Source organism: Brevundimonas sp. S1H14, assembly GCF_047716865.1.
GTDB lineage: Bacteria > Pseudomonadota > Alphaproteobacteria > Caulobacterales > Caulobacteraceae > Brevundimonas > Brevundimonas naejangsanensis.
The window spans coordinates 1,423,081-1,437,019 of record NZ_CP136679.1 but is presented as its reverse complement, the minus strand read 5'-3'; the positions used below and the strand labels follow the sequence as shown (position 1 = coordinate 1,437,019).

12 protein-coding genes are annotated in these 13,939 nt (G+C 66.9%); 5 read left to right on the top strand and 7 right to left on the bottom strand.

Features of this window, described 5'->3' with window-relative positions; all coding sequences use genetic code 11:
* Positions 1 to 84 precede the first annotated feature (84 nt).
* Positions 85 to 1,383 (bottom strand): dipeptidase, encoded by a 1,299-nt coding sequence (locus RSD66_RS07045; RefSeq protein WP_415289445.1) that lies wholly within the window; start codon positions 1,381 to 1,383, stop codon positions 85 to 87.
* A 227-nt stretch (positions 1,384 to 1,610) separates the two neighbouring features.
* Here RSD66_RS07045 and hemF point away from each other — a divergent pair, with 227 nt between their 5' ends.
* Positions 1,611 to 2,489 carry an oxygen-dependent coproporphyrinogen oxidase gene (gene hemF / locus RSD66_RS07040; protein WP_415289444.1) on the top strand — a complete coding sequence of 293 codons (879 nt, stop codon included), beginning with the start codon at positions 1,611 to 1,613 and terminating at the stop codon, positions 2,487 to 2,489.
* 10 nt (positions 2,490 to 2,499) lie between these two features.
* On the opposite strand, the gene RSD66_RS07035 is transcribed toward hemF, so the two are convergent.
* Positions 2,500 to 5,019, bottom strand: coding sequence for an ATP-binding protein (locus RSD66_RS07035; RefSeq protein ID WP_415289443.1), 2,520 nt, complete (start codon positions 5,017 to 5,019; stop codon positions 2,500 to 2,502).
* Positions 5,020 to 5,089: 70 nt separating this feature from the next.
* Positions 5,090 to 5,806 (bottom strand): type 1 glutamine amidotransferase, encoded by a 717-nt coding sequence (locus RSD66_RS07030; protein WP_415289442.1) that lies wholly within the window; start codon positions 5,804 to 5,806, stop codon positions 5,090 to 5,092.
* Positions 5,807 to 5,898: 92 nt separating this feature from the next.
* Here RSD66_RS07030 and RSD66_RS07025 point away from each other — a divergent pair, with 92 nt between their 5' ends.
* Entirely contained in the window at positions 5,899 to 6,207 is a 309-nt protein-coding gene (locus tag RSD66_RS07025) for an antibiotic biosynthesis monooxygenase family protein (protein ID WP_415289441.1), read from the top strand.
* Here the strand turns inward: RSD66_RS07025 and rlmJ are convergent.
* Positions 6,204 to 7,025 carry a 23S rRNA (adenine(2030)-N(6))-methyltransferase RlmJ gene (rlmJ, locus tag RSD66_RS07020; protein WP_415289440.1) on the bottom strand — a complete coding sequence of 274 codons (822 nt, stop codon included), beginning with the start codon at positions 7,023 to 7,025 and terminating at the stop codon, positions 6,204 to 6,206. The genes RSD66_RS07025 and rlmJ overlap by 4 nt on opposite strands.
* 105 nt (positions 7,026 to 7,130) lie before the next feature.
* Between rlmJ and RSD66_RS07015 the strand changes: the two genes are divergently transcribed.
* Entirely contained in the window at positions 7,131 to 7,478 is a 348-nt protein-coding gene (locus RSD66_RS07015) for a hypothetical protein (RefSeq protein ID WP_415289439.1), read from the top strand.
* Positions 7,475 to 8,476 (top strand): DNA topoisomerase IB, encoded by a 1,002-nt coding sequence (locus tag RSD66_RS07010; protein ID WP_415289438.1) that lies wholly within the window; start codon positions 7,475 to 7,477, stop codon positions 8,474 to 8,476. The genes RSD66_RS07015 and RSD66_RS07010 overlap by 4 nt, the downstream gene beginning before the upstream one ends.
* Before the next feature lie 16 nt (positions 8,477 to 8,492).
* Here the strand turns inward: RSD66_RS07010 and tdh are convergent, their stop codons facing one another.
* Genes tdh through RSD66_RS06995 form a run of 3 tightly spaced genes read right to left on the bottom strand, consistent with a single transcriptional unit; the run spans position 8,493 to position 11,659 of the window.
* Entirely contained in the window at positions 8,493 to 9,527 is a 1,035-nt protein-coding gene (gene tdh / locus RSD66_RS07005) for an L-threonine 3-dehydrogenase (protein WP_415289573.1), read from the bottom strand.
* 11 nt (positions 9,528 to 9,538) lie between these two features.
* The gene (locus tag RSD66_RS07000; RefSeq protein WP_415289572.1) at positions 9,539 to 10,729 is read right to left on the bottom strand and encodes a glycine C-acetyltransferase; all 1,191 of its coding nucleotides are present in this window, start codon (positions 10,727 to 10,729) and stop codon (positions 9,539 to 9,541) included.
* 51 nt (positions 10,730 to 10,780) lie between these two features.
* Positions 10,781 to 11,659: a DUF4232 domain-containing protein gene (locus RSD66_RS06995; RefSeq protein ID WP_346525460.1), complete on the bottom strand. Its 879-nt coding sequence runs from the start codon at positions 11,657 to 11,659 to the stop codon at positions 10,781 to 10,783.
* 143 nt (positions 11,660 to 11,802) lie between these two features.
* Between RSD66_RS06995 and RSD66_RS06990 the strand changes: the two genes are divergently transcribed.
* A complete protein-coding gene (locus RSD66_RS06990; protein WP_415289437.1) occupies positions 11,803 to 13,926 on the top strand; it encodes a TonB-dependent receptor domain-containing protein in 2,124 nt (707 codons plus the stop codon).
* Positions 13,927 to 13,939: the final 13 nt, after the last annotated feature.

The window sequence follows — 13,939 nt, the reverse complement described above, 5'->3', positions numbered from 1 at the left end:
GTTTCCCACTTCATACCGCCCGCCGACACCCCTCATCCGAGCCCTTCGGGCCCACCTTCTCCCTCAAGGGGAGAAGGGTTCGACTTACTCCGGCGCGCCGTCGTCGGGCAGCTTAGCCAGGCTCGGTCGCTCAGCCCGCTTGGACTCAGCCACCCGTTCCACAGCCCGCATGACGCGCAGCAGGTTCTCGCCTGAAATCTTGCGGATATCCGCCTCGCTCCAGCCTCGGCGCATCAACTCGGCCAGCAGGCGCGGATAGCCGTCCACGCCCTCCAGGCCGACCGGCAGGCTGTCCACCCCGTCATAGTCGCCGCCCAGACCCACATGGTCGATGCCCGCCACGTCGCGGACGTGCTGGATGTGAGCGATGACATCCTCAATCGTCGCCTTGGGCGCCGGGTTGGCGGCGTTCCAGGCGTCCATGCCCGCCTTGACCGCTGCGGGATCGCCGGGGTTGAGGGCGCTAAGCCGCGTCATCTCAGCGGCCCGCGCCGCGCCCGAGGCGCGCACCGCCTCGCTGATGAAGCCCGGCACGAAGGTGACCATGACAATGCCGCCGTTGCCCGCCATCTGGCGCAGCACGACGTCGGGCACATTGCGCGGATGGGCCGTCACCGCTCGCGCCGACGAGTGAGAGAAGATCACCGGCGCCGACGACACGCGGATGGCGTCGACCATCGTGTCCTCGGACACGTGGCTGAGGTCGACCATCATGCCCAGCCGGTTCATCTCCCGGACCACGTCCTCGCCGAAGGCGTTCAGCCCGTTCCACTTGGGCGCGTCGGTGCCGCTGTCGGCCCAGGTGGTGCTCTTGGAGTGGGTCAGCGTCATGTAGCGCGCGCCCGAATCATAGAACTCGCGCAACAGACCCAGGGAATCGTCGATGGAATAGCCGCCCTCCATGCCGATCAGGCTGGCGATCTTGCCCGCGCGGTGGATGCGGACCAGGTCATCGGCGGTCGTGGCGATCTCGAAAGTCTCGGGATAGGCGGCGGCGATACGCTTGACGGTGTCGATCTGCTCGAAGGTGGCCTTGGCGGCCTCCACCGGCGCCATGCTGGCCGGGACATAGACCGACCAGAACTGACCGCCCACGCCCCCGGCGCGCAGACGCGGAATATCCGTATGCAGACGCGTCGACGCCGAAAGATTCGCATTCAGATCAACGCCATGCGGGTCATTCCCAAAGCCCTGACGCAAGGCCCACGGCAGGTCGTTGTGCCCGTCGATCAGGGGCGTGCGTTTCAGAATCTGCATTACCCGCGCCTCTTGCGGCTGGGTTTGAGCCAAGGCCGGTCCCGCCAGAACGGCGATGGAAGCGGCGGCCAACAGACTGGCTCGCAGTCTGGCGTTCAGTCTGGCGTTCAGGGCGATGCGGATCATGGTTTCCCCTCTTTGATACTAGGCCCGCCCGGTCGCCATCGGCGCTGCTTCTTGCGGGTGTGGCAGGCTGGCACAGCCGGACCGCGGAGGGAACTGTTCGTATACCGCCTTGACGCCAAGGGATTGTGATCTGGATCAAGGCCCCCCCGCCTCGCCTGCGGCATCAGGCCGTCATCCGCGCACCCCGCCGGACTGTTCAGAAAGGCCGCGTCATGGTTGAAGCCCTCATGATCCAAGCTGACCCCGCCCTGATGATTGAGCGCCGCGAGCGCGCCCGCGCCTGGTTCGAGACCCTGCGCGACAAGATCCACGCCGGTTTCGAGGCGCTGGAGGACGCCGCCCCCGCTGAACTGTTCACCGGAGAGCCCGGTCGTTTCGTCCGCACGCCCTGGGATCGCCCCGAAGGCGGCGGAGGCGTCATGGGCATGATGAGCGGCCGCCTGTTTGAAAAGGTCGGCGTCCACTGCTCGACCGTCCACGGAACCTTCCCCGCCGACTACGCCAAGAACGTGCCCGGCGCCGAGGAAGACCCGCGCTTCTACGCCACCGGCATCAGTCTGATCTGCCACCCGGTCAGCCCGCGCGTGCCCGCCGTGCACATGAACACCCGCCTGATCTCCACGACGAAGACTTGGTTCGGCGGCGGCGGCGACCTGACGCCTGTTCTGGATGTCGATCGCCGAGACGATCACCCCGACACCGTCGATTTCCACGCCGCCATGAAGGGCGCCTGCGACGCCTTCGACCCGGCCTGGCACGCCAAATACAAGCAGTGGTGCGACGAGTATTTCTTCCTGCCCCACCGCAACGAGCCGCGCGGCACCGGCGGCATCTTCTACGATCACCACGACAGCGGCGACTGGGAGAAGGATTTCGCCTTCACCCAGGCGGTCGGCGAGGCCTTCCTGAAGGTCTACTCTGAAATCGTCGCCCGCCGGATGCAGGAGCCCTGGACCGACGCGGAGCGCGAGGAACAGCTGATCCGTCGCGGCCGCTACGTCGAGTTCAACCTGCTCTACGACCGCGGCACCATGTTTGGCCTGAAGACCGGCGGCAATGTGGACGCCATCCTCAGTTCCATGCCGCCCGTGGTGAAGTGGCCCTGAGCCGCACGGATCAGGCCGGAACCTGATCCGCCTCATGCATGACGGCCGCCTCGATCGCCTCGGTCAGGGCGGCCACGGTCAGGGGCTTGGTCAGGTGGCCGTCAGCGCCCGCCGCCTGCCCGGCCTCGACGTGCTCCCTCAGCGCATTGGCGGTCAACATCAGCACGGGCGTGCGCGGCGCGTGCGTCGCCCGCTCATGCTCGCGAATGGCGGCGGTGGCGGTCAGGCCGTCCATGACCGGCATCTGCATATCCATCAGCACCAGATCGAAGCCATCTCGCCTGAAGGCCTCCAGCGCCTCAGCGCCGTTCTCAACGCTGACCAGATCGACCGGCATGGCCTCCAGCATGACCTGAACCACCAAGCGGTTGGCCGGATGGTCGTCGGCCAGCAGCACCTTCAGGCGCTCATGGCGCGCGATGGAGCGCGCGGCGGGCGCAACAGTCTGAACCTCAGGCTCCGGCGCAGGAGGCAGAGACAGTTCGAACCAGAACCGCGCGCCTCCGTCCGTCGGCGATTCGCAATCGAGACGCCCGCCCATCAGCCGCACCAGATCAGCCGAAATCGCCAACCCTAAACCGCTGCCCCCGAACCGCCGGGTAATGGAGCCATCCGCCTGCTGGAAACGATGGAAGATTCGCTGCTTGAACTCCTCGTCGAAGCCGATGCCGGTATCCGAAACCATGAACGAAGCCCGCCCATCCGCAGCGAGACGCGCTTCAAGCCGCACCTGACCTGTTTCGGTGAACTTCACGGCGTTGCTAACCAGATTGGTCAACACCTGCCGCAGGCGCACCACGTCGCCGATGAAGGCGGCGTCGAGAACAGGGTCCAGTTCAAGCGCAAGGTTGACGCCCTTCTGAATGGCCATAGGCGTCCACAAGGCCATGATTTCGCGCAACATGACGCCCAGATCGAAGGGCGCCGGGTCCAGTCTGATCTCGCCGGTCTCAACCCGAACCGTGTCGAGAATATCCGACAGCAACCGCTCCAGGGTGACGCCGGACGACCGGATGATGTCGACCAGTTCGCGATCCTTGGGCGTCAAATCCCGCCGTGACAGCACGTCGGTCATCGCTACAACGCCGTTCAAGGGCGTGCGGATTTCATGGCTCATATTAGCCAGGAACTCGCTTTTGGCCTGACTGGCCTCTTCGGCGCGAAGCTGGGCTGCGCGCAGGCGCCGGGACTGGCGCCTCTGCCAGATGACGACGAACAACGCCGAAAGGACGAACAGGAGACCGATGCCCATGATCCAGTTCTGACCACGGATGACCGCACGCTGAAGCTGGGTATTGGCCCGCGCGGTCTGCAACTGACGACGACGCTCGGCCAACTGTTCCTGCATGTCGCCGGTGACCTGATGGATGCCGGCGCTGAAGCGCTGCGCCGCCTGCACGGCGCGGCGCTGTTCATAGTCGCGCAGCACGTCAAAGGCCTCGGCCGCCCGCCCGGACGCCCTCAGCACCTCCGCCTCCACGAGGCGCTCGCGCGGATCGACGATGCCGTCCGGCGCAAGCTCGCGCAGGCGCTCCAGGTCGCGCCGGGCGCCTTGGATGTCGCCCATACGCGCCCGCGCTACGCCGCGCAGCGGCAGGATGTCCAGCGACAGGAAGGCCTTGCGGTCAATAAGCCTAGCGTGAGGCGCCAGGCATTCCAGCACCTGGGCCGACAGTTGCCGCATATCGGCCACCGCAGCGCACAGGGCCGCGTCATAGGCGCGAATAGCCGCAATGCCGGACCGCTCAGCCAAGCGGTGGTGCGCCGCGTAATAATGCTCGGCCCGCGCCAGATCGCCGACCTGAACCGACATCCGCGTCAGATTGTACAGGCTGTCGAAATCCGGGCGGGGATATGCCGGGTTGGAATAGTCGATTTCAAACCGATGGAAAGCAGCAGCCGCCCCGGCCACGTCGTTGAGCTTCATCAGCCCCATACCGGTCACTTCCCACACCCCGGCGCGAGCGGTGTCGGCGAAAGGGTCCTCGACCGGAATTTCGGTTTCAACGGCAGCCAGAAGACGCAGTCCCTCGCCGACCCGATCCTGATCCATCAGAGCCAACGCGTACAGCCGAGCGGCGTGCGCCTTGACGAACCAGTCGCCAGTCGTCGACGCTGCGCCCTCCATTTCAGCGGCCACAGCCAGATCGCCCTGGTCATAGCGCGCCGTCAGCGCATTGAGATGCGCGATCGCCAGATAGCGACTATCGTTCGCCGCCCTTGCCTGCGCCGCCAAGCGACTGTTCCATAGAGCGGCCCGCTCGAAATCGCCCTGATTCAGAAACGTCCAGGCGACATGGTACAGGCGATTCAGCCCCTCGCGGTCGCTTCGCCTGAGGGCCTGATGGCCAAAAGCCTCAAGCGCGTCGAAGTTCGTGCGCATCGCCCGCTGCTCGACCGCGCGAGCCAGTTCGACGGTCGCCGGAGGAGGCGCCGTATCGGCCTGTATGGGCGGCTCGGCGACAGCGACAGAGGCCGCCGCAACGCCCGCGAGAACGAAGCCCCTGAACAGAACACGGCGCTTCAACATCTTCCTCCCGCCTGACATGGGCGCGACAGTGGGGGCGAGATATTGAGCAAGGCTTATCGCCCCGCCGCAATCAGGCCTTATTTTCCTCTGCGTTCGATACGCCCAGATAGTTGCGGATCCAAGCGCCCAGTATCGCCCTGTCGTTGGCCTGCTGCAGGCTGGCCTGCGCCTCGTCCACCAGATGCTCGGCGATCCGTCCGCGCCGCCCTTCGGTCAGGGCTGCGGCGAAGGCAGGGTCAAATTCCGGATGGCACTGGAAGCTGATGGCGTCGTCCCCCCAGGCCACGCCTGCATTGGGCGTGAAGGGGCTGGCTGCGATCACCCGCGCGCCATCCGCCAGGGCGATCACTTGGTCCTGGTGCGAGGCGGGAATAGATAAGGTCCCAGCGGGCGGCTGCATCCATGCCTCGTCGCCGGTGACCTCATAGGTATGCAGGCCCACGCCCCAGCCGCGCCCCGACTTTTCGACCCGGCCGCCGAACGCCTGAGCCATGATCTGATGGCCGAAGCAGATGCCCGTCAGGCGCGTCTTGCCGCGCGCATCGCGCAGCCACTGCGCCAGCGGCTCGATCCACGGCAGATCCTCATAAACGCCCGCCGCAGAGCCTGTGACGATGACTCCGGCGAAGGCCGCAGGATCGTCCGGCAGTTCGCCCGCCTGAACGTCAAAGCGGCGCGTGGCCGCCCCGTCGCCCAGCAGGGCGCGGAACTGATCGACATAGTCGCCGTATCGGGCGGCCAGATCCGCTGGCGGTCGCCCGGTCTCAAGAATGGCGATGACGTTCATGCTCGGTTTTCACTCCCGCAGACGCACGATGAAGGAGGCGTCAGCCCCTGGATTGGGGTAGAAGATCAGCCAAGGCAATGGGACGAACCGTCATGACCGCAACCGATGATCCGGTCGTGCTGATCAACATCTTCAAGTGCGACCAGCGCCACCTGGACGAACTGATCGAGCGCCTTGCGGCCCTGGCGAAGGTGCAATCCGGCCTGCCCGGCTTTGTCTCAGCGACCCTGCATCGCGGACTGAACGGCCGCGTCGCCGCCAATCACGCGATCTGGGCCAGCGCGACGGACTGGAAGGCCATGACACGCCACCCCCAGGTCGTCGCCGCCATGGGCCCGATCCTGGCCATCGCCACTTTCGAGCCTCACCTCTATGAACCAGGCGAGCCGACGAGCGGCTAGCCCGCGCGCCAGACCTCGGCCCGGGCCCCGGCGTCGCCCAGCGCCTGAACCGTCCAGCCGCAGATTTCAGCCGCCGCCGCTTCGGCCCCCGACGGCGCATTGACCACCGTCATCGCGCAGCCGTTCATCTTCATCGGATTGTTCAGCGGCCGCAGGCGCGCCTCGGCGACCAGCACCCGCGCCAACCCCGCCTGCTCCAGCCGTCGGATGAAGCCGTCGAACGTCTCAAGGTCTTTCAAAGGCGTCCAGATCGCGACGCACGCCGTCGGATCCGCGCGCACCACCGCCGCCGCCGTCTCGGCCGAGCGGACATAGTCGTCAGGCCGCTCGAACGGCGGATCGATCAGCACCAACGGCGCCTTGACGCCTCTGGCCGCGCGCACCGCCTCTTCATAGCCGTCGCCCGCCCGTCCCGTCGCGTTCGGCCATGCGGCGAGCGACTCGATCAGCAGGGCTTCGACAGGCGGGCTCAGCTCGAAACCGCGATAGGCATCCTCCGGCCGCAGCGCCCGCGCCGTCAGCACCGGCGAGCCCGGATAGAACCGCACGCCGCCTTGGGGATTCAGCGCGGCCACTTCGGCCGCCAGCGCTTCGATCAGCGGCGGCCGCGCCTCGGCGGTCATCAGCCGCGCCACCCCGGCCTCGGCCTCGCGCGAGCGCTGGGCGTCGCCCGACAGATCATAGAGGCCCGCCCCCGCGTGGGTGTCGAACACCGTCACCGGCCCCCTGGCCTGGCGATCCTTCAGCAGCCACAGCACCAGGGCGTGCTTGACCAGGTCGGCGAAGTTTCCGGCGTGAAAGCTGTGACGATAATTCATGCCGCTCCGTCCCTCGCCTGCGCCTTCAGGTCAAGCCATCGGCGAGACTCGGCTAAGGAACCGCTCGACGCGGCCGCCGTTGCCGTATGCCGCCCGAGAAGAGCCATGATGATCGACCACCCGGTCCTGTCCGACGAAGACCGCACGCCCGGCGCCGCCATCGCCAAGGCGGCCCGGCAAGGCCTGGCCCTTCGTGAACAACATGGACGCGGCGGGACCGAGGTCGGCGTTCGCCGCGCCGAACAGCTGATGTCGCGCACGCCGCTCAGCGATCGCGACATCAAATCCATGTACAGCTATTTCGCCCGTCACGCCGTGGACAGGCACGGTCGCCATTGGGCCGATCCGATCAAGCCCTCGGCGGGCTACATCGCCTGGAACCTGTGGGGCGGGGACGAGGCCCGCGACTGGATCAACATCCTGCGCGCCCGCCTGCGCGAGGTCGGCGTGTGACGTCCCCTCATCCCCCACCGCCGAAAGGGCTGACCTGGTGCAGCGATGACAGCCCGGGGCTGACGCGCCGTCGCTCCGGTCGCGGCTTCTGCTATCGGGATGCGGCCGGCGACCTGATCCGGGAAACCTCCACGCTGGACCGTATCCGCAGCCTGGCCATCCCGCCGGCCTGGACCGATGTGTGGATCTGTCCGCGCGCCACCGGCCATATTCAGGCGACGGGGCGCGATGCGCGCGGCCGCAAACAGTACCGCTATCACCCCGACTGGACGGCTCATGCATCTGAAAACAAGTTCGAGCGCCTGCCCGCCTTCGCCCGCGCCCTGCCCCGTCTGCGACAGCGCGTAGAGGACGACCTGTCGCGGCGCGGCCCGTGTCGGGAAAAGGTGCTGGCCACCGCCGTGCGCCTGCTTGAGATCACCCTGATCCGCGTCGGCAACGACCAGTATGCGCGCCAGAACCGCTCCTATGGCCTGACCACTCTCAGCAAGCGCCACCTGGATGTGGACGGCGCCGCCCTGACCTTCGCCTTTCGCGGCAAGAGCGGGATCGAACACAGCGTCAGCGTCCGCGACCGACGCCTCGCCACGGTGGTCCGGGCGCTGCGGGATCTGCCCGGTCAGCAGTTGTTCAAATACCGTGATGCGGACGGCGCCCTGCATCCCGTCACCTCGGACGAGGTCAACGCCTATATCCGCGAGGCGGCGGGAGAGGAGTTTTCAGCCAAGGACTTCCGCACCTGGGCCGGTACGGTGTCCGCCGCCCGCGCCCTGCGCGACGCCGAGGCCCCGACCTCGGCCGCCGACGCCAAACGGAAGGTGACGATCTGCATCAAGGCTGTGGCGGGTCTGCTGGGCAATACGCCGACCGTCTGCCGCTCGTCCTACGTCCACCCTGCGGTCGTCACCCTGTTCGAACAGGGGCGGCTGGCGCAAAGCCTGCCGAAGTCAGAAGCGGCCTCTTTCGAGACCGCCCTGATCAAGCTGCTTGCGGCCTGATCCAGGCCGCCCCGCCTCAATCGGCCCAGTTCAGGACGACCTTGCCCGACTTGCCCGACTTCATGGCCTCAAAGCCTGCCTCGAAGTCCTGATAGGGCATCTGGTGCGTGATCAGCGGGGTCAGGTCCAGACCGGCCTTCAGCAGGCCCAGCATCTTGCGCCAGGTGGTGAACATCTCACGCCCATAGACGCCCTTGATGGTCAGGGCCTTCAGGATGATCGCGCCCCAGTCCGTCTCCATCGGCTTGCTGGGAATGCCCAGCATGGCCATGCCGCCGCCCATGATCAGGGTGTCGACGCACTGTTTGAAGGCGACGGGCGAGCCCGACATCTCCAGCGCCACATCGAAGCCGACCTTCAGGCCCAGTTCGTGCATCACGTCGCGCAGGTCTTCCTTGGTGGTGTTGACCGTGCGCACGCCCGGCGCGACTTTTTGCGCAAGTTCCAGACGGAAGTCATTGATATCCGTCAAGACTACGGTACGCGCGCCCGCATGACGCGCCACAGCCGCCGCCATCATGCCGATCGGACCAGCTCCGGTGACGATGACGTCCTCGCCCAGCAGGTCGAACTGCTGCGCCGTGTGCACAGCGTTCCCGAACGGGTCGAGGATGGAGCCGATCTCATAGGGCACATCGTCCGGCAGCTCGATCACGTTGAAGGCCGGGGCCACCACGTACTCTGCGAAGGCGCCCTGACGGTTCACGCCGATGCCGCGCGTGTCGGGGTCCAGGTGGAAGTGACCGGCGCGGGCCGCTTCGGAGTTCAGGTCGATCACATGTCCCTCGGCCGAGACGCGCTGGCCCACCTTCAGACGGCGATCCACGTCCTTGCCGATAGCAACGATCTCGCCCGAGAATTCGTGGCCGGTGATCATCGGAACCGGCACGTTCTTCTGGGACCATTCGTCCCAGTTCCAGATGTGGATGTCGGTGCCGCAGACAGCGGTGCGGTGCACCTTGATCAGCACGTCCTCGTCGCCCGCTACGGGGATGGGGGCGTCGATCAGTTCCAGCCCTTCGGCCGGTTTCGTCTTGGCCAGGGCCTTCATGGTGTCGGTCATCAGATAACTCCCAATTCCTTGCCGGCCGTCGTGAACGCCGCGACCGCTTGATCAATCTGCTCGAAGGTATGGGCCGCCGACATCTGGGTGCGGATTCGGGCCTGGCCGCGCGGCACCACGGGGAACGAAAAGCCGATGACGTAGACGCCCAGCTCCAGCAGGCGCGCGGCCATGTCCTGCGCCAGCTTGGCGTCGCCCAGCATGACCGGGATGATCGGGTGCTCGCCCGGCAGCAGGTCGAAACCGGCCTCCGCCATCGCCGAGCGGAAGCGCGCGGCGTTGGCGAACAGTTGGGCGCGCAGCTTGTCGCCTTCCTCGCCCGAAGCGATGCGGATGGCCTCCAGCGACGAGCCGCAGACGGCGGGCGCGAGGGCGTTGGAGAAGAGGTAGGGCCGCGCGCGCTGCTTCAGCAGTTCCACGACGTTCGACCGGGCGCAGATGAAGCCGCCCATCGCCCCGCCCAGCGCCTTGCCGAAGGTGCCGGTGACGAAGTCGACCTCGACCCCGCAGTGCGCAAACGAGCCCTTGCCCTTGTCGCCCAGGAAGCCGGTCGCGTGGCAGTCATCGACCATGATCAGGGCCTGATACTGGTCGGCCAGGGCGCGAATCTGGTCGATCTTGCCGATATAGCCGTCCATCGAGAAGGCGCCGTCGGTGGCGATGATGATGTTGCGGGCGCCGGCGGCGCGCGCCTCCTTCAGCTTAGTCTCCAGATCGGCCATGTCCGAGTTGGCGAAGCGGTAGCGCTGAGCCTTCGACAGGCGCACGCCGTCGATGATGGAGGCGTGGTTCAGGCTGTCCGAGACGATGGCGTCCTCGGCCCCGAACAGCGGCTCGAAGATGCCGCCGTTGGCGTCGAAGGCGGCGGCGAACAGGATGGCGTCCTCAAAGCCGAGGTAGTCGGCGATGGCGCGCTCCAGCTCCTTATGGATTTCGAGCGTGCCGCAGATGAAGCGCACCGACGCCGTGCCCGCGCCCCACTTTTCCTGCGCCCTGATCCCGGCCTGGGTGACGCGCTCGTCGCCTGCCAGGCCCAGATAGTTGTTGGCGCAGAAGTTCAGCACGTCGCGGCCGTTGACGGAGATCACCGGCCCCTGGCGCGAGGCGATGACGCGCTCGGGCTTGGTCAGCCCCTGGGCGTCGATATCAGCCAGTTCGGCGGAAACACGGTCGTAGAAAGCCTGGTTCATATTCTGGGTCATGTTTGCTCCGCTACGCTGAATCTCGGCAGGTTTGAACCCCTAGCCTGCGGCGGGCGCAGCCGCCTGAGCCGAGGCCTCAGCCACGGGGCGCAAGGGGCTGACCTCAACCTGCCCGCCGCAGGGCGTGAAGGCCAGCGGCAGGGCGATGGCGCTCGCCGCGCCCGGCGCCGTGACCCGCACCGTCTTGGCCGAGGGACAGGTCGTCTCGCCCTTGTCCTCATGCGGGATGACGCTCCAGGCCAGATCGAACCAGGCGGCCTGTTGCGGGCGGATCTCCACCGGCGTCGGCGCGCGCCCCTGCGCGAAATAGTTGCCCGGCGCCTGCGCCGCCCGAACGCCCGTCAGCAGCTTGCCGTCGCCGTCCAACAGGCTGACGGAGGGATAGCCCGTGACCGTGCAGGCGGACGGGCCTGTATTCCTCAGCGCCAGAGTGGTCACGCGGTGACCCATGCCCGCATCGCCGCCTTCGACCGCCAGACGCAGGTTCTCGGCGGCGCAGGGTGCGCCCGAGGGCGGCGGCGCCACTGCAGCGACCGGGCGGCTGCAGCGCTCGATGATGACGCCGCCCGCCTGATCCCCCTGCCCCATACGGCTCAGCGTGCCGCTCTCGGTCTCTCCGCGGCTGGCTGTCCACCACTCCAGCCCCTGCCCCGCATAACGCGCGCCGCTGGCCGAGACGACGCTGGTCAGGGCGTAGTCCTTGCCTTCGTAGGAGACGCGGGCGGTCTGCGCGTCGGGGTAGGCGACAACGACCGTCTTGCCGCTTTCGCAGGCATAGCCGACGGCCGCCGCGTCCTGCGTCGCCGGGGCCTCGATCGGCGAGGTCGGCTCGGCTGGCTTTTCCTGCGAACAACCGGCGACCAGCAGGCCCAGCCCGGCGGTCAGGGCGATGGTCTGAAACGTAACGGTTCTGGTCATGGCGGCCCCCTTGAAACAGCGACCCTGCTGCAACGTCGCGGGCTTGTGAAGGCTCCCCCAAGACGAAATCGTCAAGGGGGTGGTTGCGTAATGATATACTATAACATATCAAGCCTCACATCATTGTAACGGGGATGCGTGACATGCGATTTCGGACCTTCCTGCTGACTGCCGCGGGGGCGGCGGCGGTGACCAGCCTGGGCGTCGCTGCGCCTGCTTTCGCCGAGGATGTCGTACAGCGTCAGTCCCAGAACGATCCGCACGATCACGCCCCCCGCGCCGCCGACGCCTATGAGGTGGATGAGGTCGTCGTGCGCGCCCTGCCCCTGGGCCGCGCAGGCGATGACGTCGGCTCGCACGTCGCCCTGCTGAGCGGCGACGACCTGGTTCACCGGCGCCAGTCGACGCTGGGCGACACCCTCAGCAGCATCCCCGGCGTCAACTCCGACACCTTCGGCGGGGGCGCCAGCCGCCCGGTGGTGCGCGGCCAGACCTCGCCTCGCGTCAAGGTGCTGAGCGAAGGCGCGGGCCTGATGGACGCTTCCGAAGTCTCGCCCGACCACGCCGTCAGCGGCGAGCCCCTGCTGCTGGAAGGCGTCGAGATCCTGCGCGGTCCGGCGGCCCTGCTCTATGGCGGCGGCGCCATCGGCGGCGCGGTCAATCTGCTGGACAAGAAGATCCCGACCCGCATCCCGGCTGAAGGCGGAGAAGGCGTGGCCGAATATCGTCGCGGCTCGGTCGACAATGAGGAAGCCGGCGTGGTCGGCATGACGGTCGGGGCCGGAAACTTCGCCCTCCGCGTCGAAGCGGCGGCGCGCAAGTCGGACGATTACAAGGTTCCGGGCTGGGACGAACCGCGCCTGGACGGCTCCTATAATGAGACCTCGACGGCGACCCTGGGCGCCTCCTGGATCGGCTCGCGCGGCTATCTGGGCGCGGCCTATACGGAACAGACCAGCCACTACGGCCTGGCCGGTCACAGCCACGAATATGAGGGCTGCCACCCTCACGGCGACCACCTCCACTGCGGCGGCGGCCACGATCATGGCCATGACGACCACGATCACGGGGACGACGACCATGGGCACGACCATGAAGGCGACCACGACCACGCCGCCCCCGAAGTCCGCCTGAAGAGCCGCCGGGTCGATCTGCGCGGCGAACTGCGCGATCCGCTGCCGGGCATTGAGAACGTACGTCTGCGCGCCGGTTACACCGACTATGAGCACAGCGAGCTGGAAGAAGGCGTCGTCGCCACGACCTTCACCAACAAGGGCTATGACGGCCGGATCGAGGCCCAACACCGCGAAATCGCCGGTTTCAAGGGCGTCGTCGGCCTGCAGTTGAGCAAGAGCGATTTCGCCGCCGTCGGTCTCGAAAGCTTCCTGGCGCCCAGCACGACCAAGAACACCGGCCTGTTCGTGATGGAGGAGTACGAGATCGGCCTATGGCACCTGGAGGGCGCCCTGCGTCAGGAATGGCAGGAGGCCTCGGCGCTCGGACTGGCCGATGTCAAACACAAGCCCTTCTCCATCTCGGGCGCAGCTGTATGGCACTTCACCCCCGGCTGGACGGGCGCCGTGTCGCTGTCACGTTCGCAGCGCGCGCCCTCGGCTCAGGAACTTTATGCCGACGGCGTCCACCTGGCGACCAACACCTATGAGATCGGCGATTCCGATCTGAGCGTCGAGACGGCCAATTCGATCGAACTGACCCTGCGCAAGACCGAAGGCTCCCTGACCGGATCGGTCAGCGCCTATCACTATGTCTATGACGACTACATCTTCGCTCGAACGCTGGATCAATACGAAGATTTCCGTCTGATCCGCTACAGCCAGGCCGACGCGACCTTCACCGGCATCGAGGGCGAACTGACGCAACAGTTCACGCCGTGGCTGTCGGGCACGGTCTTCGGCGACTACGTCCAGGGCGAGCTGAAAGGCGACGGCGGGAACCTGCCGCGCATCCCGGCGGCGCGGGCGGGCGTGCGTCTGGCCGCCTTCCAGGGACCGTGGTCGGGCGACGTCGAATACAGCCGCACCTTCAAACAGACCGACATCGCCGCCTTCGAGACCGAGACGCCGGGCTACGACATGGTCAACGCCACGATCGCCTATGACGTCGATCTGGGGCCGGTCCGCTCGCAGATCTTCCTGCGCGGGACCAATCTGCTGGACGAGACGGCGTTCAACCACGCCTCCTTCCTGGCCGAGACGGCGCCCCTGCGCGGGCGCAACCTGACGGTCGGCGTGCGCGCCCGCTTCTAGGTTTCTTCCACGC